Source organism: Scandinavium sp., assembly GCF_051650185.1.
In the GTDB taxonomy this organism is placed as follows: domain Bacteria; phylum Pseudomonadota; class Gammaproteobacteria; order Enterobacterales; family Enterobacteriaceae; genus Scandinavium.
This window is the reverse complement of record NZ_JBOFIN010000125.1, coordinates 62326-81513: the sequence shown is the minus strand read 5'-3', so window position 1 is coordinate 81513 and position 19188 is coordinate 62326. Positions and strand designations below refer to the sequence as shown.

The window sequence follows — 19188 nt, the reverse complement described above, 5'->3', positions numbered from 1 at the left end:
CTGCGTGGGTTTTTCTTTGTCTCCCGTAGAGATAACGCCAGAGGCCTTTTATGAACACTGATATTCCACTGAAGTATTATGACATTGCCGACGAGTACTCGACGGAAGCGGCGAAACCGGTCCAGGACAGCGAGCGTGATGCACTGGCACTGTATTTCCAGTTATTAGTGACCCGCCTGATGAACAATGAAGAAATCAGCGAAGAAGCGCAGCAGGAGATGGCCGTTGAAGCAGGCATTGACGCACAGCGTATCGACGACATCGCCGAATTCCTCAACCGTTGGGGTAACGAGTAATACCTTCCGGGGCCATCACCGCATGGCCTCAACGTCAGCCATCCCCCTTCCCTTGCACGCTGATCCTTTTTTGTTGTTAATCTGTTAACTGCTGAGGTGTAGACTTTCTCTGACCTTTTTTGCAGGAGTCCAGATGAACAACAAACGACGCGCCGTGCCCGGCATCCGACATTACGACGGCCCGGCGGGCGGCTGGGGCGCGCTGAAAGCAACAGCGATTGCCGTGCGCACCCAAATGGATACCTTCGACGCGCCCGCCACGTTACTGCGCACCAACCAGCCGGACGGCTTCGACTGCCCGGGCTGCGCGTGGCCCGACAAAGAGCACAAATCCACCTTCCAGTTTTGCGAAAACGGCGCGAAGGCGGTGACCTGGGAAGCCACCAGCAAACGCGTGACGCCGGAATTTTTCGCCGAAAACACCGTCACCTCGCTGCTGGCGAAAAGCGATTTTGAGCTCGAAGGCTATGGCCGTCTGACGCAGCCCATGGTCTATGACCGCGCCAGCGACACCTTCCGCGCGGTGCCATGGCAGCAGGCGTTTGACCGTATCGGCGAAATTCTGCGCGGGCTGCCGCCGGATGCCGTTGAGTTCTACACCTCCGGTCGCGCCTCGAACGAAGCGGCGTATCTGTTCCAGCTCTACGCCCGTGAGCTTGGCACTAACAATTTCCCCGACTGCTCCAACATGTGCCACGAAGCCACCAGCACCGGGCTGCCGCGCTCGATTGGCATCGGCAAAGGCACCGTCTCGCTCGATGATTTCGACAAAACGGAACTGGTTATTTCCATCGGCCACAATCCGGGCACCAACCACCCGAGAATGATGGACACGCTGCACGAGCTTTCGCGTCGCGGAGTGCCGATTATCGTCTTCAACCCGCTGCGGGAGCGCGCGCTGGAACGGTTTGCCGATCCGCAAAGCGTAATTGAAATGGCGACCTACGGCTCGACCGACATCGCCTCCACCTATTTTCAGGTGCGGGCGGGCGGCGATGCTGCGGCCATCAAAGGCATCGCCAAACATCTGCTGGAGCAAGAAACCGAACGTGGCAGCGTGCTGGACCATGAATTTATCGCCGGGCACACCGAAGGATTTGAGGCATTTTCCGCCGATATTGCGGCGACGTCATGGGAGTCGATTGAGCGGGAATCGGGCCTGAGCCGCGTCGACCTGGCGAGCGTCGCCACGGCCTACGCCAAATCGAACGCCACAATTATCACCTATGGCATGGGCATCACCCAGCACAACAAAGGCACGGCGAACGTGCGCCTGATTGCCGACCTGCTGCTTCTGCGCGGCAATATCGGCAAATCCGGCGCAGGCATTTGCCCGCTGCGCGGTCACTCCAATGTTCAGGGTAACCGCACCGTTGGCATTACTGAAAAACCCTCAGCGGCCTTTTTATCGAGCCTCGAAAAGGTGTTTGGCTTCACGCCACCTGAGAAACACGGGCACGACGCCGTGGCGGCAACCCAGGCGATGATCGACGGCGAAGCCAGAGCGCTGCTGTGCCTTGGCGGCAATTTTGCCGTCGCGATGCCCGATCATGAGCAGGCGTTCGCGGCAATGCGAAAGCTCGATCTCAGCGTCCACGTCGGCACCAAGCTCAACCGCACGCATCTGCTGGTCGCCAAAGAGACGTACCTGTTCCCCTGCCTCGGGCGTACCGAGCTGGACATGCAGCAGACCGGCAGACAGTCGATCACCGTGGAAGACTCCATGTCGATGGTTCACGCCTCCTCCGGCAAGCTGAAACCCGCCTCGCCACAGCTGCTCTCCGAACCCGCGATTGTGGCGGGTATGGCGCTGGCGACGCTGCCGCAGACCCGGATTCACTGGGCCGAACTGGTTGCCGATTACGACCGCATCCGTGACCTGATTGAACAAACCCTTCCGGGCTTCAGCGATTACAACCAACGGATCCGCATCCCCGGTGGCTTCCGGATGCCGCTGCCGCCAACCGAACGCGTCTGGCCGACCGCCAGCGGGAAAGCGATGTTCTCGCTGTTCGACGGGGTGAAGGAGAATGCGCCGGGCGTCGGGGACAACACGCTGCGAATGATAACCCTGCGCAGCCACGACCAGTACAACACCACGATTTACGCGCTCGATGACCGCTATCGCGGCGTGTTTGGCCGACGGGATGTGCTGTTTATGAATGAGGGGGATATGGCGCAGCTGGGGCTGGAGCACGGCGACCGGGTGGACATCAGCACCGCATTGCCAGGCTGCACCCAAAGCCTGAATGACCTTACCGTGGTGGCCTATAACATCTCGGCCGGTTCGGTCGGGGCGTATTATCCCGAAGCCAACGTGCTGGTACCGCTCAGCTATCGCGATGAAGACAGCGGTACGCCGTCGTATAAGTCGGTGCCGGTGCGGATAACGTTACGCTCGAAAGAGATCCGCGCGATTTAATTGCCCGGCAGCGCAAGCTTGCCGGGCCTACCCTTTCAAACATTCGGTTCGTAGGCCCGGTAAGGCAGCGCCGCCACCGGGCACTTAGCCGGGCAATTTTTCCCCATTACTCCTTCACGCGGGCACGTTTGCCGCGTGATTCTTCCTCGCCGTCGTTCGCCTTCACCAGCGTAAAGCTAAAACTGACCTCGGTGTGTGGCTCGTTGATATCGCGCTGCTGCGCCAGTTTGCTGTCGGTGATTTTCACCGGGTCGGCGATCAGCTCTTCACGGGTCGCAAAGGCGAAATCGTCCCACAGGTATTCGTCACCGTTGAGGTTGATCTGGGTGGTCAGGTGCTTAAACCCCGGCGCGGAAACGAAGAAATGCACGTGAGCAGGACGGTTACCGTGACGGCCGAGGCCGGTCAGCAGCTTCTGCGTCGGGCCATCCGGCGGGCAGCCGTAGCCGCACGGCACGATGCTGCGTACCGCATAGCGCCCTTCAGCATCGGTTTCGACGCGACGGCGCAGGTTGTATTCACTCTGCGAGGCGTCGAAGAACGAATAGCCGCCGAGCGTGTTGGCGTGCCAGATATCCACCACCGCCCCGGCAACCGGTTTACCGTGCAGATCGGTCACCTGACCGTGCAGCCACATCGCTTCGGCCTTCTCGCTGCCGTCGTCCATGCGTGCAAAGCCTTTGCTCAGCGGCGCATTCGCCACATACAGCGGGCCTTCGATGGTTCGTGGCGTGCCGACCTCGTTCCCGGCGGCGGCTTCTTTCTCATCAGCGCGCATATCCAGGTAATGCTCCAGGCCCAGGCCCGCCGCCAACAACGCTGCCTCTTTGCGCTCGCCAAGCTCGTTGAGGTAGTTCACCGCCAGCCAGAACTCTTCGTCGGTGATGTCGAACTTTTTGATGGTCTGGCACAGGTCACCGAGCAGCTGATGCATGATGGCCTTAAAGCGATCGCTGCCCTGCGCGGCATTCAGGCCGCTGCTGATGGCGAGTAAGGTTTCCAGTTCGGTCTGTTTTGCTGGATTCACTGACATTGCGTAGTCCTCTTGTAGGGTGTTTTTTTATCGGAAGAAAACGGCGGTTAAGCATCAATCGACGACGGGTGCTGGCACAGCGGCTGCACGGTGATCGTCATGTACGGATAAAGCGGCAGTGCGGTCAGCAGCGAATGCAGCTCCTGGTTATCGGCGACGTCAAAAATGCTGACGTTGGCGTACTGCCCGACCACGCGCCAGATATGCAGCCATTTGCCTTCGCGCTGGAGCTGCTGCGAATAAGCTTTCTCTTTGGCTTTGATGTCATCGGCCTGCGCCTGCGGCAGCGACGGCGGAATGTTGACCTGCATTTCAACTTTAAACAGCATGTGTTTGTCCTCTACGATCTGGCGTAATGGCGAAGTTTGTCGGTGTCTATCTCAATGCCGAGCCCCGGCCCCTGCGGCAGCGTCACCTGCCCGGCGCTGAAGTCGAGCGGGCGCACCACGATGTCGTCTTTCAGCAGCAACGGGCCGAACATCTCGGTGCCCCATTGCAGGTTGAGCGTCGACCACGCATGTAAGGAAGCGACGGTCCCGAGCGTGCCTTCGAGCATCGTGCCGCCGTACAGCGCTACGCCCGCCGCCTGAGCCACATGGGCCAGCTTCAGCGCCTGCGCCGGGCCGCCCGCTTTGGCGATCTTCAGCGCATATGCCCCGGTAAAGCCGCCATTGGCCAGCGCGTAGCCGTCGTGGCTGGTCGCCACCGCCTCATCGGCCAGAACCGGCACGGCGAAACGCTGACTGAGGGTGATTAACCCCTGCCGATCCCACTGCGCAACGGGCTGCTCCACGAGGTCAATTCCCCCCTCCTGAAGAAGGCTCATCCCTTTCATGGCGGTAGTCAGATCCCAGGCCTGGTTCACATCCACGCGAATGCTGACGCCATCTCCCAGCGCGTCTTTAATCGCCAGCGCGTGACGAACGTCGGTCATCAGATCCCGCGCGCCGATTTTCAGCTTGAAAGTGTTATGCCGCCCCTCTGCCAACAGGCGTTTGCCCTCGTCGATGTCTTTGTCGGTATCGCCGCTGGCAAGCGTCCACAGCACCGGCAGCCGCTCGCACAGCGCCCCGCCGAGTAATGCACTGACCGGAACGCCGAGCGCTTTGCCCTGCGCGTCCAGAAACGCGGTCTCAAGCGCCGATTTGGCGAAGGTATTGCCCTTCACGCTGGCGTTCATTTTGGCCGCCAGCGCCGCCACGCCGCTGAACGTCTGCCCGCACAGCAGTGGCGAGAGGTAGGTTTCAATCGCCGATTTAATGGCCTCCGGGCTTTCCGGACCGTAGCTCAGGCCACCGATAGTGGTGGCCTCGCCCCAGCCCACCACGCCCTGCGCGCAGGTCATCCGCACTATCGTCAGCGTCTGGCAGCCCATCGTCGCCATCGACAGCTTGTGCGGACGAATGGTCGGAATATCCACCAGCCAGCAGGCGATGGATTCAACGGTGATACTCATGCTTCACTCCTGGTTAATTGTCCGGCGGACGGCAGGCTCCAGAGCGCCACCCACGCCAGTAATGCATAGCCCATCAGCAGCAGGGAAACTGGCCACGAGGCGTCAAACTCCATCAGCAGCGCCACCGCCAGCATCGGCCCGAGGCCGCCGGAGAAAATCGAGCCGACTTCATGCCCCAGCGCCAGCCCGGAATAGCGCACCCGTACCGGGAACAGGTCACTCATGATGCAGGGCTGGGTGCCGATCATCGCCCCGTGACACACCGGCAATCCGAGCATCATCGCCAGCATCACCCAGCCGTAGCTGCCGGTGGAAAGCAGCCAGAAGAACGGAAACGCCATCACCAGCAGGCCAATCACCCCGATGTAATAGACCGGTTTCAGGCCGATGCGGTCAGACAGCGCGCCCCAGAACAGAATCGAAAAGAACTCCACCAACATCGCCAGCGTCACCGCACTGACGATTTCCCCGGTGCTGATGCCGATGTGTTTGGCGTACACCACCGAAAAGGTGAAAAAGATGTACGATGCGCCATTCTCCGGCAGACGCAGGGCGATAGCCTGCAACAGTGCCTTCGGGTGCTCGCGCACGAGGATCAGCAGCGGGATTTTTTCGTGCTTCTCCTGCGGCTGCGCCTGGACAAAGGCTTTGCTCTCGCGAATGTTTTTGCGGATGTAGACCCCGACCAGGAAAATCACGATGCTGAGCAGGAACGGCACGCGCCAGCCCCAGCTCATGAAGTCGGCTTCCGGCAGTTGCTGCACCAGATAAAAAGCAAACGCCGAGAGCACAAACCCGCCGGAAACGCCCATCTGGCTCCAGGCGGTATAAAACCCGCGCTTTGCCGCCGGAGCGTTTTCGCTGAGCATCAGCACCCCGCCGCCCCACTCGCCGCCCGAGGCCACGCCCTGTAAAAAGCGCAGGATGATCAGCGTCAGCGGTGCCCACAGGCCAACCTGGGCATACACCGGCAGCAGGCCAATCACGAAGGTGGTCGCCCCCATTAACGTCAGGGTCATGATCAGCGTCATTTTGCGGCTGTAGCGGTCGCCGAGGTGCCCGAAGATGATCCCGCCCAGCGGCCTCGCAAGGAAGCCAACTGCGAAACCAGAGAACGCCAGCAGCGTGCCCTGTAACGGGTCACCGCCCACCGGGAAAAATAGCGGGCCAAAAACCAGCGCCGCAGCGGTGCCATAGAGGAAAAAGTCGTACCACTCGAGCGCGTTGCCGAGCACTGACGCCATCACCAGCTTGCGCATCTGCTGCGCGTCGTGGGTTCTTGCGCCTGCGGTCACGCGGTGTTCAGTTGCCACATTGCTCATTTCGCGTTGCCTCTTTTGGGATGGGCCTACGCCTCAACGTCATGCCCGACGGCATGGTAGCGACGGTTGAAATAGACCAGGCCACGCGGCTGCTCGCTGATGCGGATCGCCTGCACCTGACAGTAAAAGACCGAATGACTGCCCACTTCGTGACAGTCGGCAATCAGGCAGTCGAAGCTCGCCACCGACGAGCTCAGCACCGGCGCGCCGCTGGTCAGCACCTGCCAGCGATCGTGAACAAAACGCTGCTCCGAACGCAGGCTGGCGTTGGCGAAAATGCCGGAGAGCTCCTGGTGATCGCTCGACAGCACGTTGACGCACAGGGTGCCGTTGCGTTTGAAGTGCTCATGGGCGAACGAGTTGCGGTTCATGCACACCAGTAGCGTCGGCGGCTGGTCGGTGACGCTACACACCGCCGAGGCCGTGAAGCCAAATTTGCCCGCCGGGCCGTCGGTGGTGATAACCGACACCGCGCTGCCAAGCTGGGCCATCGCATTACGAAATTCAGTTTGCAGAGTCATGGGGTTCTCCTTACAAATCGATAACCAGGCGGCCGCATTTTGCCCGTGAGCAGCAGAGCAAAATCTGGTCGCCATCGGCCTTTTCTTCATCGGTGAGATAGCTGTCGCGGTGATCGGGCTCGCCTTCCAGCACGTCGGTCAGGCAGCTGCCGCAGATCCCCTGCTTGCAGGACACGGTAACCTTCAACCCCGCCTGGGCCAGCGCCTCGACGATGGTCTGGTCTTCCAGCACCCTGACGGTAATGCCGCTGGCAGCCGCCACCACCTCAAAGGCCTCCCCCGTGGTCTGCACTTCGGCGCTGAAACACTCCTGGTGGATCTGCTGCGCCGAATAGCCGTGATGCTGGGCTCGCTCATTGACCGCTTCCATCAACCGCGTCGGGCCGCAGACATAAACGTGGGTTCCCGGCGGCACATCGCTCAGCACTGCGTCCAGATCCAGGCGCTGTTCATCACTGAACCACAGCCGCACCAGTCCGCCATAGGAGCCCGCTTCAAGCTGCGGCAGAAAAGCCGCCTGCCCTCGCGTTCTGGCGCAGTAGTGCAATGAGAACGAACGCCCGGCGGCGTGCAGCTCGGCCGCCATCGCCAGCATCGGCGTGATGCCAATCCCGCCGCCAATCAGCAGGCTGTGCGCGGCGGAGTCATCCAGCGCGAACAGATTGCGCGGCTCGCTGACGGCTATCGCATCGCCTTCGCGCAGCGCATGTACCGCCAGCGAGCCGCCCTGCGACTGGCGATCTTTCAGAATGCCGAGCTGATAATGGTGGCGGTCCTGCGGATCGCCGCACAGCGAATACGGGCGCACCAGCTCGTCGGAAAGATACAGGTCGATGTGCGCCCCGGCGCGAAAGGCCGGTAGCTCGCGCCCCTCTGCGTGTGCCAGAGTCAGCAGCACCACCTCACCCTGCAATTCCCGACGGATAACCTGAAGTGTCAGCATGATGTCGCTCCTCAGCGCATGAACAGCCCGCCGTTGATGTCCCAGGTCGCCCCGGTGACAAACGACGCCTGCTCTGAAGCCAGTAACGCCACGGTCCGGGCGACAAACTCCGCCTCTCCGAGCTTACCGACCGGGATCATCTGCAACAGCCCGGCCATTTTCTCTTCCGGTACCAGGGCGTGAACCATCGGCGAATCCATCGGGCCAGGCGCGATGGCGTTGACCGTCACCCCGGATTTGCTGAGTTCGCGGGCAAAGATTTTGGTCAGCGTCAGAATGCCGCCCTTCGATGCGGCATAGTGCGCCCCCGAAGTGGTGCCGCCGTTCTGCCCGGCGAGCGAAGCCAGATTGATGATTCGCCCGTAGCCACGGCTGGCGAAATAGCGCCCCATCGTCTGGCAGCCAACGAAGGTGCCGCGAAGGTTGGTGGAGATAACCTTGTCGAACTCTTCTACGTTAATGTCCATCACCGGAGTCGCCAGCGTCAGCGCGGCGTTATTAACCAGCACCTCAAGGCTGCCGAAGCGTTCAACGGTGGTCTCCAGCGCGCGTGCAAAATCATTCGGCTGACGGATATCCAGTCCCAGCGCCAGCACGTTGTCGCTGTCCAGCACCTTTGCCGCCTGCTGCGCGCGCGCGGCATCGATATCGGTCAATACCACCTGAAAACCCTGCGCCAGCAGGTGAGCGGCGATAACGTTGCCGAGGCCCGCCGCCGCGCCGGTGACTAATACGGTTTGCGTCATGTCACGCTCCTTACAGGATGTAGCCGATGCTGTGCAGCACATCGTCGCTGTTGACCAGGCGGATCACCTTTTGGGAAATGAGCCAGCCGTCGCCGTGACGCGCGAGCTGCCAGGTGATGTCCGCCGCGTAGTGACGGCTGTGGCCTTTGCGGTGCTCCCACAGCGACTGCGCGCCGCGCACCACAATCTGCTGGTCGCTCGCTTCCAGTACGCGAAAACGCGAAAGCGTGCGCAGAGTCCGGGCGCGCGGGGTGGTGGAAATCGATTCGCCGCTGTAGAGGCGCTTCACCCTTTTTTCACGCATGTGGTGATCGTCACAGGCATAGTTGAGGGTGTTTTTAAAATCGGTTTCATTCGGGTCGATCGGCACCACGTACAGGCCGTCGTGCTGCCACAGTTCCAGCCAGGCGTTAAATTCGCCCTGATCGAGCAGGTCCCCTTCAAGGTTCACCACCGCCATCGCGGTAAACAGGGCCGAGTCTGGGGTCATCATTGGTCATTCTCCGTCATCAACTTTTTCCACTGCTGATACGCCGCGCGCATCCCGGTTTCGGCGCTGACGTCGCTGCGCAGCCCGTCATCGGAGCGGTATTCGCCCGCCAGCCCGCGGTTAAGCATGATCCACAGGTCGTCGCCTGCGGTGGCCCCGCGCTGTACGCGCTCCCAGGCCTCCGAGTCATCCGGCGTACCGAAGCCCATCGGCCCCTGGAAATGTTCGTGCAGACGCAGGCGTGCCTGGTTGGCGATGTCCGGCCCGCCGTCCATGGTGATCACCGCGTGGTGAATTTCGGTTTCGTTCACCGAAACAGGTTGCAGCACGCGGAAGAACGCCATCGAACAGGCGATGTTCGGGAAGATATTGAGGTTAAAGCCGGAACCGCCGACGGCACGCACGATGCGGCGTACCTGGGCTTCGTCATGATCGGCCCGCAGCGCTTCGGCCAGCTCTTCAAAGCGTTCCGGGATCGGCGCATCGAGATTGGCTTCCAGATCCACCAGCTCCGGGATCATCACCATCACGCTGTGGCCGTTGCCTAAATCTTCCACGTAGCCGCTGCCGTCAACGAAGTTGAGCATCTCTTCGGTTTGCTTATCGACCGAGCTCAGGAACGAGCGGTGAACCACCGGGAAGTGGTAGCCGTCGGTGGTGTTTTCGAGCTGGATTTTCCAGTTGCCGGGGAAGCGGAAGCGGTGCGCTGGCCCGGTTTTGATCGGGTACCCCGCGCCCTGCTTCATAAACAAGTCCATCCACTTTTTGGCGACACCGAGGAAATCTTCCAGCGGTTCAATGTCGTCGTTAAAGGTGGCGAAAATCATCCCCGCATACTGTTCGGTGCGCAGGGAGACCAGGCCAAGCTCGCCTTTTTCGAGCTGATCGGCGTAGCTTTCCGGATGCGGCACACCACGCAGGCTGCCGTCCAGCGCATAGCCCCAGCCGTGGTACGGGCAGACGAAGCTGTTGGTTTTGCCGCTGCGATGCTCGCACACCGTCGCCGCGCGGTGGCGGCAGCGGTTGAGCAGCGTATGGACGGTGCCTTTGCGGTCGCGCACCACGATAACCGGCTGGGTGCCGATTTCGGTGGTCTTGAAGCTGCCGGTGTCGGGAATTTCGCTGGCGTGCGCCACCCACACCCAGGTTTTGCTGAAGATGCGGTCCAGCTCCAGGCGGAACAGTTCTTCCGAGGTGTACAGCGAGGTATGCACGCGGTCATGTCTGACCAGCGCCGCAATCTCCTCGTGGCTGAGCTGCGGCTCCACCGTCGGGTCGATATTTTTTACGTTGATGATGTGGTCACACTGCATGTCCATTCTCCTGCACGTCTTATTTTGTATCCGGCACCGGTAAGGTGTCCGCCGCCTGCCAGTGGTCAACCGGGCGGCTGAACAGATTGCGGGTGGTGAAATGACGCATCACTGTTCTGCCCGCCTCCTCACCGAACGTCACCCGAATTTCTGCGGCGTTAAGATGCGCGCCGCCTGCGGTAAACGCCGAGGTTTGCAGCATCAGCCAGCGTCCGGTGAGCACGCCGTCCGGCTCGTGACGCAGCGCTTCCGAGCACAGAAAGTGCGCGTTCATCGCAAAATGCGCCGGGTGGCGAACGTAGCTCGCCATCATTTTCACGATGGCCGCGCGCCCGGTGTGTCGCCCCAGCCGTGTAGCGTACGGTTCGCCAAGCCCTTCCCAGCAGGCGTCCTCGCTGAAAAGCTCGCCAATGGCCTGCACCGTTTCCGGGCTGTCGAGGTCGTCACACAGGCGCATGTAGTCGCTGATGCAGACCCGTGCGGCCTGGCACGCTTCGAGCTGCTGCAAGCGCAGCGCATCCTGGGCGTTCATCGTCAGCTCTGAATAATCAGTTCGCGGCCCACGCGGGCTTCGATTTTGCAGTACTTCCACAGCTTGCTGCCGCCGTCGCCGACCGGCGTGGTGCGGAACAGGTTGCAGACCGCGGCGACGTTTTCCAGGTGCTCGGCGTCGGCCAGCACGTAAGTAGTCCACGGCGCGGTAGTAGACGGGCCAACCATCAACTGGTCGTCGTCCATATTGCCGATGACGCGGATCCCCGGCGTCTCGTCGATGCCTTTCATCATCACGCCGAATGCCGCCCAGACCTGTTTGGCCTCTGCCTGGGTTGCGTCAAAAAAGTTCTGGTTCACGCCGATGCAAAACAGCACGCGTAAGGTTGTTGGCTGGCTCATCTGTTGCTCCTTCTTCACAATCACAAATAACCCGGCAGCGGTTTGCCGCCGAAAAAGACCGTACCGGCGTTGAGGTACGAGAGGTCGCCCATAAAGGCATGTTGGGTAATCACCAGGGTGTCGCGCACGTAGCGTTGCAGCGGGCTGGTCATCGTCACGCCGCTCATGCCGTTGAGGGCCAGCGCCTGACGCGCCACCTCAGCGGCCACGCGCGTCACGTGGGTAGAGGAAAGTCGTAAGGCGTTAATCTGTTCACAGCTCGCCTCATCGCCCGCCAGCAGGCGCTGCCACACCTCGTCAATCGCCTCGTAAAACCAGGCGCGGGCGGATCGTAAATCCGCTTCGCAGCGGGCAATCTGCATCTGAGCCTGTGGACGGTCGGCCAGACGCGGCGCGCCGGTCACCGACTGCTGACGATGTGCGAGAGTGTAAATTTCATTGAGCGCGGCACGCGCCACGCCCAGAGCGACGACGGACAAGACCTGGGTCGCCAGAGACAGCACCGGATAGCGGTACAGCGGCCCTTCCAGATTCAACGCGCCGCCGCGAACAAAAGTCCACTCGTGCGGCACAAAAGCGTCGTTGACCAGCAGATCGTGGCTGCCGGTTCCGGCAAGGCCGACGGTGTCCCATACCGGGTCAATCGACACACTTTCGCGCGGCAGCACCGCCATGCGCGGTAACGCCTGATCCGCATCCGGCAAAATTCCCACGCCGAGCACCGAGGCGCCCATGCTGCCGCTGGCAAAACTCCAGCGTCCGCTGACGCGGTAGCCGCCGTCGACCTGCTGTGCTTTCTGGGTCGGGAAAATCCCACCGGCGAACACGACGTCCGGGCCGTTACGGTAAAGCTCTTTCAGGGTGTCCTGCGGCAGCGCCCCAAGATAAAACGGGCTCATGCCGAAGCTTGCCACCCATCCGGCAGAGCCGTCGGCGCTGGAAATCTGCTCGATAAGCTCGCAGAACTGCGCCGGGGAGCATTCGTCGCCACCGTACAGCTTCGGCACCAGCGCCCGGTACACGCCGACCTGCTTAAAGCGGGCAATCACGTCGTCAGAGATATGACGCTGATGTTCAAAATCAGCGCTGCGGGTGGCAACGTCATGCAGCAGCGGAACCAACTCTTCGCGAACCTGTAAGGCGGACATAGCTTCCTCCGGATGATTGTTATCTGCGGCAGCTTCAGGGCGAGCGAGGCCGCAATGAGTCACACTCACTGAAATCTTTAGGGAAAAAACGGAAAAATTAGCTTAGTGGCGTCGTCGCGACAGCAGCCATTCGGCGGCCTGCACCAGCAGCCCGTCCTGGCCCTTCGCCGCCACCAGCTGGAGTGACACCGGGCGGCTATCGATTTCGCCAACCGGGATCGCCAGCGCCGGATGACCGCTAAGATTGAACGGGCGCACCAGCCGCGTCAGATTGACCACGCTGAGCGGATCTTTAGCCTCTTCCAGCGTTGGCGGCAGCTCAGGCAGCGTCGCCAGCGCCAGCAGCGGGGTTTGCGCCAATAACGCGTCCACCTCGTCGCTAAACTGTGCGCGGGTTTGTTCGGCGGCGTTAAGCGTCTGCTGGCTGACGTCAGCTCCGGCGCGGATGCGCGTTGCCACGTCCGCAGAGATTTTACCGCTTGCCAGCAGCGGGCCGAGGGCAAGCCAGTTTTCATGGCTGATGATGGCAAGCCCTGCCCGATGTGCGTCGGCAAGATTCGGCAGTTCAGCATCGGCAGGCGTGACGCCACACTGTTGCAGGAAGGTCAGAATGAGTGAGTCGATTTCAGGCGTGGCGACGGCAAGGTGGCTCATCGGCGGAAGGTCAGCCAGCGCGTCGCCCACTGGCACATTCAGGCGCTCAAGAACCTGGCGCAGCGTGGCGGCATTACGGGTGAAAACGCCTACGCAGTCCAGAGAGCTTTCGGCAGGCATCACGCCGTCACGGCCCAGCACGCCAAAACCCGGTTTCAGGCCCAGCACGCCGCAGCAGGCCGCAGGCATTCGCACCGAGCCGCCGGTATCGGTGCCGATCGCAAAATCAACCTCGCCGGAAGCCACTACTGCTGCCGAGCCGCTTGATGAGCCGCCCGGGATCAGCCGTGGAAAGTTGACATTGCGCGGCGTGCCGCCCCAGGGGTTGATGCCCGTCACGCCAAACGCCAGCTCGTGCAGGACGGTTTTACCACGCAGCACGCAGTGCTTTTCCAGCAGCGCCGACACCACGCTGGCGTGGCGAGCCGCGACGGGGGCATCTTCCAGCGCCGGACACCCGGCCTGAGTGCGATACCCGGCGACGTCCAGCGTGTCTTTTACCGCAAACTGCAGGTCGCCCTCACCGAGGACAAACTGCCCGACAAAACCGTTGCTCACAGAAACTGGCTTCATGATTGACACCTTAACCAGAAAATTCGAATCAGATTCAGGCGGGTCGTCAACGCGACCTTTTGTCCTGACTAACGTTACGTCAATCATGGAAGATTTAGATGAATATTCAAGTAATATTTCACGTTAAATTCACAGACAAATAACAATTAATTAACCTTTTAGTCTGCAAGGGTATAGGTTTAGCCTGATGAAAAATAACGTAAAACAGGAGAAATGCCGCGAACGGGCCGTCGTCAGCAGCGACGACGACCGGTTTGAAAAAGATGAGTAATTACAGAGGATTGAGTAAAAATTATACGCAGGTCACAAATTCGCCATTCGGCGTTTTTAGCTACAGCTCGTTGAGGTTATCCAGCACCTTCGCCAGGGCCAGATTCATCTTCGCCACCTGGCTTGCGCTCATGCCCTTGAAGCCTTTGTCGAACACCTTGCTGGCCTGCGCCCAGGCCTCTTCGACCTTCTGCCGCCCGAGGTCGGTCAGCATCACTTCGGTGACGCGGGCGTCGTTTTCACTGCTGGCGGTGGTGACCAGCCCTTCGTCGCGCAGGCGCCCCACAATCTTGGTGACCGTCGGCATTTTCGCCATCGCGTATTCAGCAATCTGGGAAATGCTGGCCTTGCCGTACTGGTGAGTGACCATCAGCACGCGAAAACCGGAGACGTCGAGCTGCGCTTTTTTCAGCGTAACTTCCATGATTTGCGTGTAGCGCGCGTAGACGTTGACTATCCAGTAAAACGGAAACTCTTCGCGATGAAAGGCGGCGTCGTCGGAGGATTTTTGTAGAGTACTCATGCGTTTCCTTACCCAAAAAAGTCGACAGTTTCGCCGAGTATACCTGTGAATCTGTGACGGCTGTAGCAGCATTGCGCGGCGGACCGACAAGCCCCAGTGCAAGAGGCGATCGCCGTCGCATTATGATTCACAAATGCCACACACATAACAATTACGTATCATTTTTCAAACATTACATTGACGCTTCTGCTGGTTGTTTTCTATACGTTAGCCGTCCCACCAACACATACTAATAATCACTCTGTGGAGCTATTCATGAGCAATACGCCTGCACAATACCCTCTGGACCCGCCGCTGGACCCGCGCCAGCAAGCCGTTATCAAAAAGCTTTTCCGCCGCCTGATCGTATTTTTGTTCATCCTGTTCGTGTTCTCCTATCTGGACCGCATCAACATTGGCTTTGCCGGGCTGACGATGGGCAAAGATCTCGGCCTGACCAGCACCATGTTTGGCCTCGCCACCACCCTGTTTTACGTGATGTACGTGGTCTGCGGCATTCCGAGCAACGTGATGCTGAGCATCGTCGGCGCGCGCCGCTGGATTGCGGTACTGATGGTGGTCTGGGGCATCGCCTCCACCGCTACTATGTTCGCCACCGGGCCGAACAGCCTGTACGTGCTGCGAATGCTGGTCGGCATTGCCGAAGCCGGTTTCCTGCCGGGCCTGCTGCTGTATTTAACCTACTGGTTCCCCGCCCGCTACCGCGCCCGCGCCAACGCTCTGTTTATGATTGCGATGCCGGTGACGATGGCGCTCGGCTCGCTGGCTTCAGGATACATACTCAACATGGACGGCCTGCTGAACCTGAAAGGCTGGCAGTGGCTGTTCCTGCTGGAAGGCTTCCCGTCGGTGCTGCTCGGGCTGGTGGTCTGGTTCTGGCTGGATGACAGCCCTTCGAAGGCCAAATGGCTGACCGCAGACGATAAAGCCTGTCTGAATGAGATGCTGGAAGCCGACAAGCTGGCGCTGCAAAAAACGCAGCTCGCTGCGACAAGCTCGCTGCTGCCCCCGCGCAGCCTGGCGCGCGAGCTGTTCACGCCGATTATAATTCTCTACACCCTCGCCTACTTCTGCCTGACCAACACCCTGAGCGCGCTGAGCGTCTGGACACCGCTTATCCTGCGCAGCTTCAACGAAACCAGCAGCAACGTGACGATTGGCCTGCTTAGCGCCATTCCGCAGGTTTGTACCATCGTGGCGATGGTGTGGTGGAGCAAGCGATCCGATCGGCTCAACGAACGCAAATTCCACACCCTGCTGCCGTATCTGTTTGCCGCTGCGGGCTGGATGCTGACCGCCTCGGGCAGCAACCCACTTTGGCAGTTCAGCGGCATCGTGATGGCCTCCGCAGGAGCCTTCGCGGCGATGGTCATTTTCTGGACCACGCCCGACCGCTTTATCTCGCTGCGGGCGCGCGCCGTGGGGATTGCGGTGATCAACGCCACCGGAATGACCGGGGCGGCGCTCGGCCCGCTGCTGATGGGGCTGATGAAGGACATCACCGGCAATTTCAACGCCGGGATCTTCATGGTGGCCGGGTTCCTGGTGCTCGGAGCGCTGATTATCGCGGCAATCCCGATGAAAAAAGGAGCGACCAGTGAGGCAGAGCCTTCACTGTCGACTTGACTTATTCTGAATAAATTGTACTTTTCAGGACATGAAAAAAATCCTGATTATCGTCCCCGACGGCGGCATGCTGTTTGAGTCCGCCGGTATCGCCGACATTCTGATGCAGGCCAACCGTCTGCATCCGGAAGGTCCGCAGCGTCCTCGTTACCAGGTGGCGCTGGCCACCACCCAACCGCATCAGGTTATCCACGGCCAGTCAGGGTTAAACCTGCTGGCCGATCACCGGCTGCACGAGCTCGATCCGCGCGAGCCGCTCGACACGATTATTATTACCGGCAGAGGCCACAACGAGCAGGAAGCCATCGCGGTGGTCGACTGGCTGCTTCTGGCGGCTCCGCACGCCCGACGTGTCGCCTCAGTTTGCGGTGGCGCGCTGCTGCTGGCCCAGGCCGGGCTGCTGAACGGTCGTCACGCCACGACCCACTGGCGAATGCTGGATGAACTGAAAACGACTTACCCGGCTGTTAAGGTTGAAGCCGGGCCGCTGTACGTGCAGGACGGGCCCGTCTGGACCTCCGGCGGGGTGAGTCTCGGCTTTGATTTAACCCTGGCGCTGGTGGAAGAGGATTACGGTTTTAGCCTCGCCCGCGACATCGCTCAGGACATGGTGATGTACCTGCGTCGTCCCGGCGGCCAGCTGCAGTTTAGCCGCTACAACCTGAAGCAGAACACCGGCTCTGCTGCCATTGACGGACTGCTGACGTGGATCCAGGACAACCTCACGGCCGATCTCTGCGTCGAAAATCTCGCAGAAAAAGCGGCGATGAGCCCGCGTAATTTTACCCGTGTCTTCACGCGTGAGACTGGTGCATCCCCGGCGCGTTATGTCGCTGAAGCACGCCTTGCGGCTGCCAGGCAGCGGCTCGAACAAACAAGCGATACCCTTGATCGCATTGCTGAGCAGACCGGGTTTGGCAGCAGCATTAATCTGCGACGCCTGTTTGAAAAACAACTCCATCTCACCCCTGGCGAATATCGTCAACGCTTTCACTGCCGAAAAATGGCGTAATGTGATCCTTTTTTGTCGTTTACGCCAAGCCAGCTCAGGCCTACAGTAACGCCATAGACAACAGAGAAGGAGTTGAACATGGTTAAGGTCGGTATTAACGGGTTTGGCAGAATCGGACGCAACGTGCTTCGGGCTGCCTTTGGCAATGCCACTATCCAGATAGTCGCTATCAACGATCTCACCGACAGCAAAACGCTCGCGCATCTTCTGAAGTACGACTCACTGCTTGGCACGCTGCCCGCCGAAGTCACCGCCGCTGAAGGCCAACTGACGGTCGATGGTCAGCCTATTAAGGTCTTCAGTGAGCGAGATCCGGCGAACATTCCATGGCGCGATGTCGGAGCAGACATCGTTATTGAAGCAACGGGTTTCTTCACCGATCGCGAAAAGGCGGCGGTTCATATTCACAGCGGCGGCGCCAAACGCGTCATTATTTCAGCACCGGGTAAAAACGATGATTTAACCGTGGTGATGGGCGTCAATCATCAGCTTTACGATCCGCAAAAGCATTCGGTCATCAGTAACGGCAGCTGCACCACTAACGGTCTGGCGCCTGCGGCACAGGTCCTGCATCAGCATTTCGGGATTAAGCATGGGCTGATGAACACCACCCACGCCTACACCAACAGCCAGGCGCTGCATGACCAGCCGGAAAAAGATTTACGCGGAGCCAGGGCAGCGGCGCTGTCCATCGTGCCTTACTCCAGCGGTGCGGCGAAAGCACTCGGCAAGGTTATCCCTGCGCTGGAAGGCCGTCTGACAGGCTACTCACTGCGAGTTCCGGTGCCGGTGGTGTCGATTGTTGACCTTACCGTCACGCTGGAGCGCGATGTCACCGCCGAAGAAGTGAATGAGGCCTTCCGTCAGGCCGCCGCATCCGGCCCGTTGAAAGGTATTCTGGGCTATAGCGACGAACCGCTGGTGTCCAGCGATTATCAGGGCGATCCGCGCTCTTCCATTATCGACGGCCTCTCAACGTTGGTGATTGGCGGCAACATGGTCAAAATTCTCGCCTGGTACGACAATGAATGGGGCTTCTCCAACCGGCTGGTCGATTTGGCGCTTTTGATTGCCCAACAGGAACAATAATTCACCGCATCAATGACTCCCGGCCTTTCCGGGAGTCGCTTCGCTCACTGCCTTCCCCTTTCCCAATCGCGACAGAAACCGCTGACTTCCCCTGCCTTTGCTTATAAATCAAACCGATGCGGCCAAAAATATCCGTGTAATCAGCATTGTATTGTTAACCAGCCTATGTAAAATCATGCTATCCGTGCTAAACACTTGTTAACTTTGTAGTGGAATTGCAGGCCATGATGTTGTTCGCTTGATGACGAGTTCCCCGTGCGTGGTCTACGCCTTGAGTCATCCCTTCACGCCAACAACGTTCCGCTTTTGGGCATCACCCGCTTTGCAGGGAAAGTCAGAATGAAATTGCGAAATGTATTGCCTCTTTTGGTCGTAACTGTGCTGGTCGGCTGTAAAGCGCCTGCGCCGAAGCTGACGGATGATACGCTGGTCACAAGCCAGGTGAATGGCGTGACGCTGACACACCGTTATATTGTGGCCGTACCGAAAGAATTTACGCCTGTTAATGCCAGCTACCGCGCGCTGTATGCCGGTTCAGTCATGAATACGCCGGATTTTGGTGGCAAGGTATTGAGCGAGCTGGAAAACGGCAAAACCTATACTGTACTGGGTAGCGTTGAAAACGACTGGCTGGCCGTTGCCGAAGAGGATAAGCAGGAGCTGCTGGGTTACGTTCCTCCTCGCGCGCTGGTGAAAAGCGAGCTGTATGCGCAAACGCTGAAAAAGGACCGCCCACGTGCGCGTCGGGCTAACAGCAAAAAAGCCACCTGTGTGAATGTCGACAGCAACAGCAAAGCCTGTCAGAACGCCAACAGCGGCACCTGGATCATTAACTGACGCTGGCTTCTGTTTTCTCT

Annotated in this window: 20 protein-coding genes; 6 read left to right on the top strand and 14 right to left on the bottom strand. The window is 59.8% G+C overall.

All coding sequences use genetic code 11. From position 1 onward, the window contains the following. The first annotated feature begins 50 nt into the window (after positions 1–50). Both ACRCWW_RS16640 and ACRCWW_RS16635 read left to right on the top strand, forming a co-directional pair. Positions 51–296: a YmjA family protein gene (locus ACRCWW_RS16640; protein ID WP_438683386.1), complete on the top strand. Its 246-nt coding sequence runs from the start codon at positions 51–53 to the stop codon at positions 294–296. A 133-nt stretch (positions 297–429) separates the two neighbouring features. Next, positions 430–2718: an FdhF/YdeP family oxidoreductase gene (locus tag ACRCWW_RS16635; RefSeq protein ID WP_438683385.1), complete on the top strand. Its 2289-nt coding sequence runs from the start codon at positions 430–432 to the stop codon at positions 2716–2718. Between the two features lie 106 nt (positions 2719–2824). Here ACRCWW_RS16635 and catA read toward each other — a convergent pair whose 3' ends face one another. From catA to ACRCWW_RS16565, 14 genes are all read right to left on the bottom strand, one after another. Next, positions 2825–3751, bottom strand: a complete 927-nt coding sequence (catA, locus tag ACRCWW_RS16630; RefSeq protein ID WP_438683384.1) for a catechol 1,2-dioxygenase — start codon at positions 3749–3751, stop codon at positions 2825–2827. A gap of 47 nt (positions 3752–3798) precedes the next feature. Then, positions 3799–4080 (bottom strand): muconolactone Delta-isomerase, encoded by a 282-nt coding sequence (catC, locus tag ACRCWW_RS16625; RefSeq protein WP_438683383.1) that lies wholly within the window; start codon positions 4078–4080, stop codon positions 3799–3801. 11 nt (positions 4081–4091) lie between these two features. Beyond that, positions 4092–5207, bottom strand: coding sequence for a muconate cycloisomerase family protein (locus ACRCWW_RS16620; protein WP_438683382.1), 1116 nt, complete (start codon positions 5205–5207; stop codon positions 4092–4094). Beyond that, entirely contained in the window at positions 5204–6466 is a 1263-nt protein-coding gene (locus tag ACRCWW_RS16615; RefSeq protein WP_438683422.1) for an MFS transporter, read from the bottom strand. The genes ACRCWW_RS16620 and ACRCWW_RS16615 overlap by 4 nt, the downstream gene beginning before the upstream one ends. An 89-nt stretch (positions 6467–6555) precedes the next feature. Then, positions 6556–7050 carry a flavin reductase gene (locus ACRCWW_RS16610; RefSeq protein ID WP_438683381.1) on the bottom strand — a complete coding sequence of 165 codons (495 nt, stop codon included), beginning with the start codon at positions 7048–7050 and terminating at the stop codon, positions 6556–6558. A 10-nt stretch (positions 7051–7060) separates the two neighbouring features. Then, the gene (locus ACRCWW_RS16605; RefSeq protein WP_438683380.1) at positions 7061–7993 is read right to left on the bottom strand and encodes a PDR/VanB family oxidoreductase; all 933 of its coding nucleotides are present in this window, start codon (positions 7991–7993) and stop codon (positions 7061–7063) included. An 11-nt stretch (positions 7994–8004) separates the two neighbouring features. Continuing rightward, positions 8005–8739: an SDR family NAD(P)-dependent oxidoreductase gene (locus tag ACRCWW_RS16600; RefSeq protein WP_438683379.1), complete on the bottom strand. Its 735-nt coding sequence runs from the start codon at positions 8737–8739 to the stop codon at positions 8005–8007. Between the two features lie 10 nt (positions 8740–8749). After that, on the bottom strand, positions 8750–9229 hold the full coding sequence (locus ACRCWW_RS16595; protein WP_438683421.1) for an aromatic-ring-hydroxylating dioxygenase subunit beta: 480 nt from the start codon (positions 9227–9229) through the stop codon (positions 8750–8752). Further along, complete coding sequence (locus ACRCWW_RS16590; RefSeq protein ID WP_438683378.1) at positions 9229–10542, bottom strand: aromatic ring-hydroxylating oxygenase subunit alpha; 1314 nt, start codon at positions 10540–10542, stop codon at positions 9229–9231. Before ACRCWW_RS16590 ends, ACRCWW_RS16595 begins: the two co-directional genes overlap by 1 nt. 19 nt (positions 10543–10561) lie before the next feature. Beyond that, positions 10562–11074, bottom strand: coding sequence for a nuclear transport factor 2 family protein (locus tag ACRCWW_RS16585; protein WP_438683377.1), 513 nt, complete (start codon positions 11072–11074; stop codon positions 10562–10564). Between the two features lie 2 nt (positions 11075–11076). Next, on the bottom strand, positions 11077–11436 hold the full coding sequence (locus tag ACRCWW_RS16580; protein ID WP_438683376.1) for an IacB protein: 360 nt from the start codon (positions 11434–11436) through the stop codon (positions 11077–11079). Between the two features lie 20 nt (positions 11437–11456). Continuing rightward, positions 11457–12584, bottom strand: a complete 1128-nt coding sequence (locus ACRCWW_RS16575) for an acyl-CoA dehydrogenase family protein (protein WP_438683375.1) — start codon at positions 12582–12584, stop codon at positions 11457–11459. Between the two features lie 102 nt (positions 12585–12686). After that, positions 12687–13811, bottom strand: coding sequence for an amidase (locus ACRCWW_RS16570; RefSeq protein ID WP_438683374.1), 1125 nt, complete (start codon positions 13809–13811; stop codon positions 12687–12689). 331 nt (positions 13812–14142) lie between these two features. Beyond that, on the bottom strand, positions 14143–14604 hold the full coding sequence (locus tag ACRCWW_RS16565) for a MarR family winged helix-turn-helix transcriptional regulator (RefSeq protein WP_438683373.1): 462 nt from the start codon (positions 14602–14604) through the stop codon (positions 14143–14145). Between the two features lie 255 nt (positions 14605–14859). Here ACRCWW_RS16565 and hpaX point away from each other — a divergent pair, with 255 nt between their 5' ends. The 4 genes from hpaX to ACRCWW_RS16545 all read left to right on the top strand — a co-directional run bounded on the left by hpaX (position 14860) and on the right by ACRCWW_RS16545 (position 19168). Beyond that, positions 14860–16230, top strand: a complete 1371-nt coding sequence (gene hpaX, locus ACRCWW_RS16560) for a 4-hydroxyphenylacetate permease (RefSeq protein ID WP_438683372.1) — start codon at positions 14860–14862, stop codon at positions 16228–16230. A gap of 31 nt (positions 16231–16261) precedes the next feature. Beyond that, positions 16262–17242 carry a GlxA family transcriptional regulator gene (locus tag ACRCWW_RS16555; RefSeq protein ID WP_438683371.1) on the top strand — a complete coding sequence of 327 codons (981 nt, stop codon included), beginning with the start codon at positions 16262–16264 and terminating at the stop codon, positions 17240–17242. 78 nt (positions 17243–17320) lie between these two features. Then, positions 17321–18331, top strand: a complete 1011-nt coding sequence (gene gap, locus ACRCWW_RS16550) for a type I glyceraldehyde-3-phosphate dehydrogenase (RefSeq protein WP_438683370.1) — start codon at positions 17321–17323, stop codon at positions 18329–18331. A 339-nt stretch (positions 18332–18670) separates the two neighbouring features. Further along, complete coding sequence (locus tag ACRCWW_RS16545; RefSeq protein ID WP_438683369.1) at positions 18671–19168, top strand: SH3 domain-containing protein; 498 nt, start codon at positions 18671–18673, stop codon at positions 19166–19168. The last annotated feature ends 20 nt before the right edge of the window (positions 19169–19188 follow it).

Coding starts and splice junctions, on each gene's coding strand:
- ACRCWW_RS16615 (WP_438683422.1), bottom strand. CDS start 6,466: ATGCGCAAGCTGGTGATGGCGTCAGTGCTCGGCAACGCGCTCGAGTGG.
- ACRCWW_RS16585 (WP_438683377.1), bottom strand. CDS start 11,074: ATGAACGCCCAGGATGCGCTGCGCTTGCAGCAGCTCGAAGCGTGCCAG.
- ACRCWW_RS16595 (WP_438683421.1), bottom strand. CDS start 9,229: ATGACCCCAGACTCGGCCCTGTTTACCGCGATGGCGGTGGTGAACCTT.
- ACRCWW_RS16565 (WP_438683373.1), bottom strand. CDS start 14,604: ATGAGTACTCTACAAAAATCCTCCGACGACGCCGCCTTTCATCGCGAA.
- gap (WP_438683370.1), top strand. CDS start 17,321: ATGGTTAAGGTCGGTATTAACGGGTTTGGCAGAATCGGACGCAACGTG.
- ACRCWW_RS16605 (WP_438683380.1), bottom strand. CDS start 7,993: ATGCTGACACTTCAGGTTATCCGTCGGGAATTGCAGGGTGAGGTGGTG.
- catA (WP_438683384.1), bottom strand. CDS start 3,751: ATGTCAGTGAATCCAGCAAAACAGACCGAACTGGAAACCTTACTCGCC.
- ACRCWW_RS16620 (WP_438683382.1), bottom strand. CDS start 5,207: ATGAGTATCACCGTTGAATCCATCGCCTGCTGGCTGGTGGATATTCCG.
- ACRCWW_RS16590 (WP_438683378.1), bottom strand. CDS start 10,542: ATGCAGTGTGACCACATCATCAACGTAAAAAATATCGACCCGACGGTG.
- ACRCWW_RS16600 (WP_438683379.1), bottom strand. CDS start 8,739: ATGACGCAAACCGTATTAGTCACCGGCGCGGCGGCGGGCCTCGGCAAC.
- ACRCWW_RS16610 (WP_438683381.1), bottom strand. CDS start 7,050: ATGACTCTGCAAACTGAATTTCGTAATGCGATGGCCCAGCTTGGCAGC.
- ACRCWW_RS16575 (WP_438683375.1), bottom strand. CDS start 12,584: ATGTCCGCCTTACAGGTTCGCGAAGAGTTGGTTCCGCTGCTGCATGAC.
- ACRCWW_RS16640 (WP_438683386.1), top strand. CDS start 51: ATGAACACTGATATTCCACTGAAGTATTATGACATTGCCGACGAGTAC.
- catC (WP_438683383.1), bottom strand. CDS start 4,080: ATGCTGTTTAAAGTTGAAATGCAGGTCAACATTCCGCCGTCGCTGCCG.
- ACRCWW_RS16570 (WP_438683374.1), bottom strand. CDS start 13,811: ATGAAGCCAGTTTCTGTGAGCAACGGTTTTGTCGGGCAGTTTGTCCTC.
- ACRCWW_RS16545 (WP_438683369.1), top strand. CDS start 18,671: ATGAAATTGCGAAATGTATTGCCTCTTTTGGTCGTAACTGTGCTGGTC.
- ACRCWW_RS16555 (WP_438683371.1), top strand. CDS start 16,262: ATGAAAAAAATCCTGATTATCGTCCCCGACGGCGGCATGCTGTTTGAG.
- hpaX (WP_438683372.1), top strand. CDS start 14,860: ATGAGCAATACGCCTGCACAATACCCTCTGGACCCGCCGCTGGACCCG.
- ACRCWW_RS16635 (WP_438683385.1), top strand. CDS start 430: ATGAACAACAAACGACGCGCCGTGCCCGGCATCCGACATTACGACGGC.
- ACRCWW_RS16580 (WP_438683376.1), bottom strand. CDS start 11,436: ATGAGCCAGCCAACAACCTTACGCGTGCTGTTTTGCATCGGCGTGAAC.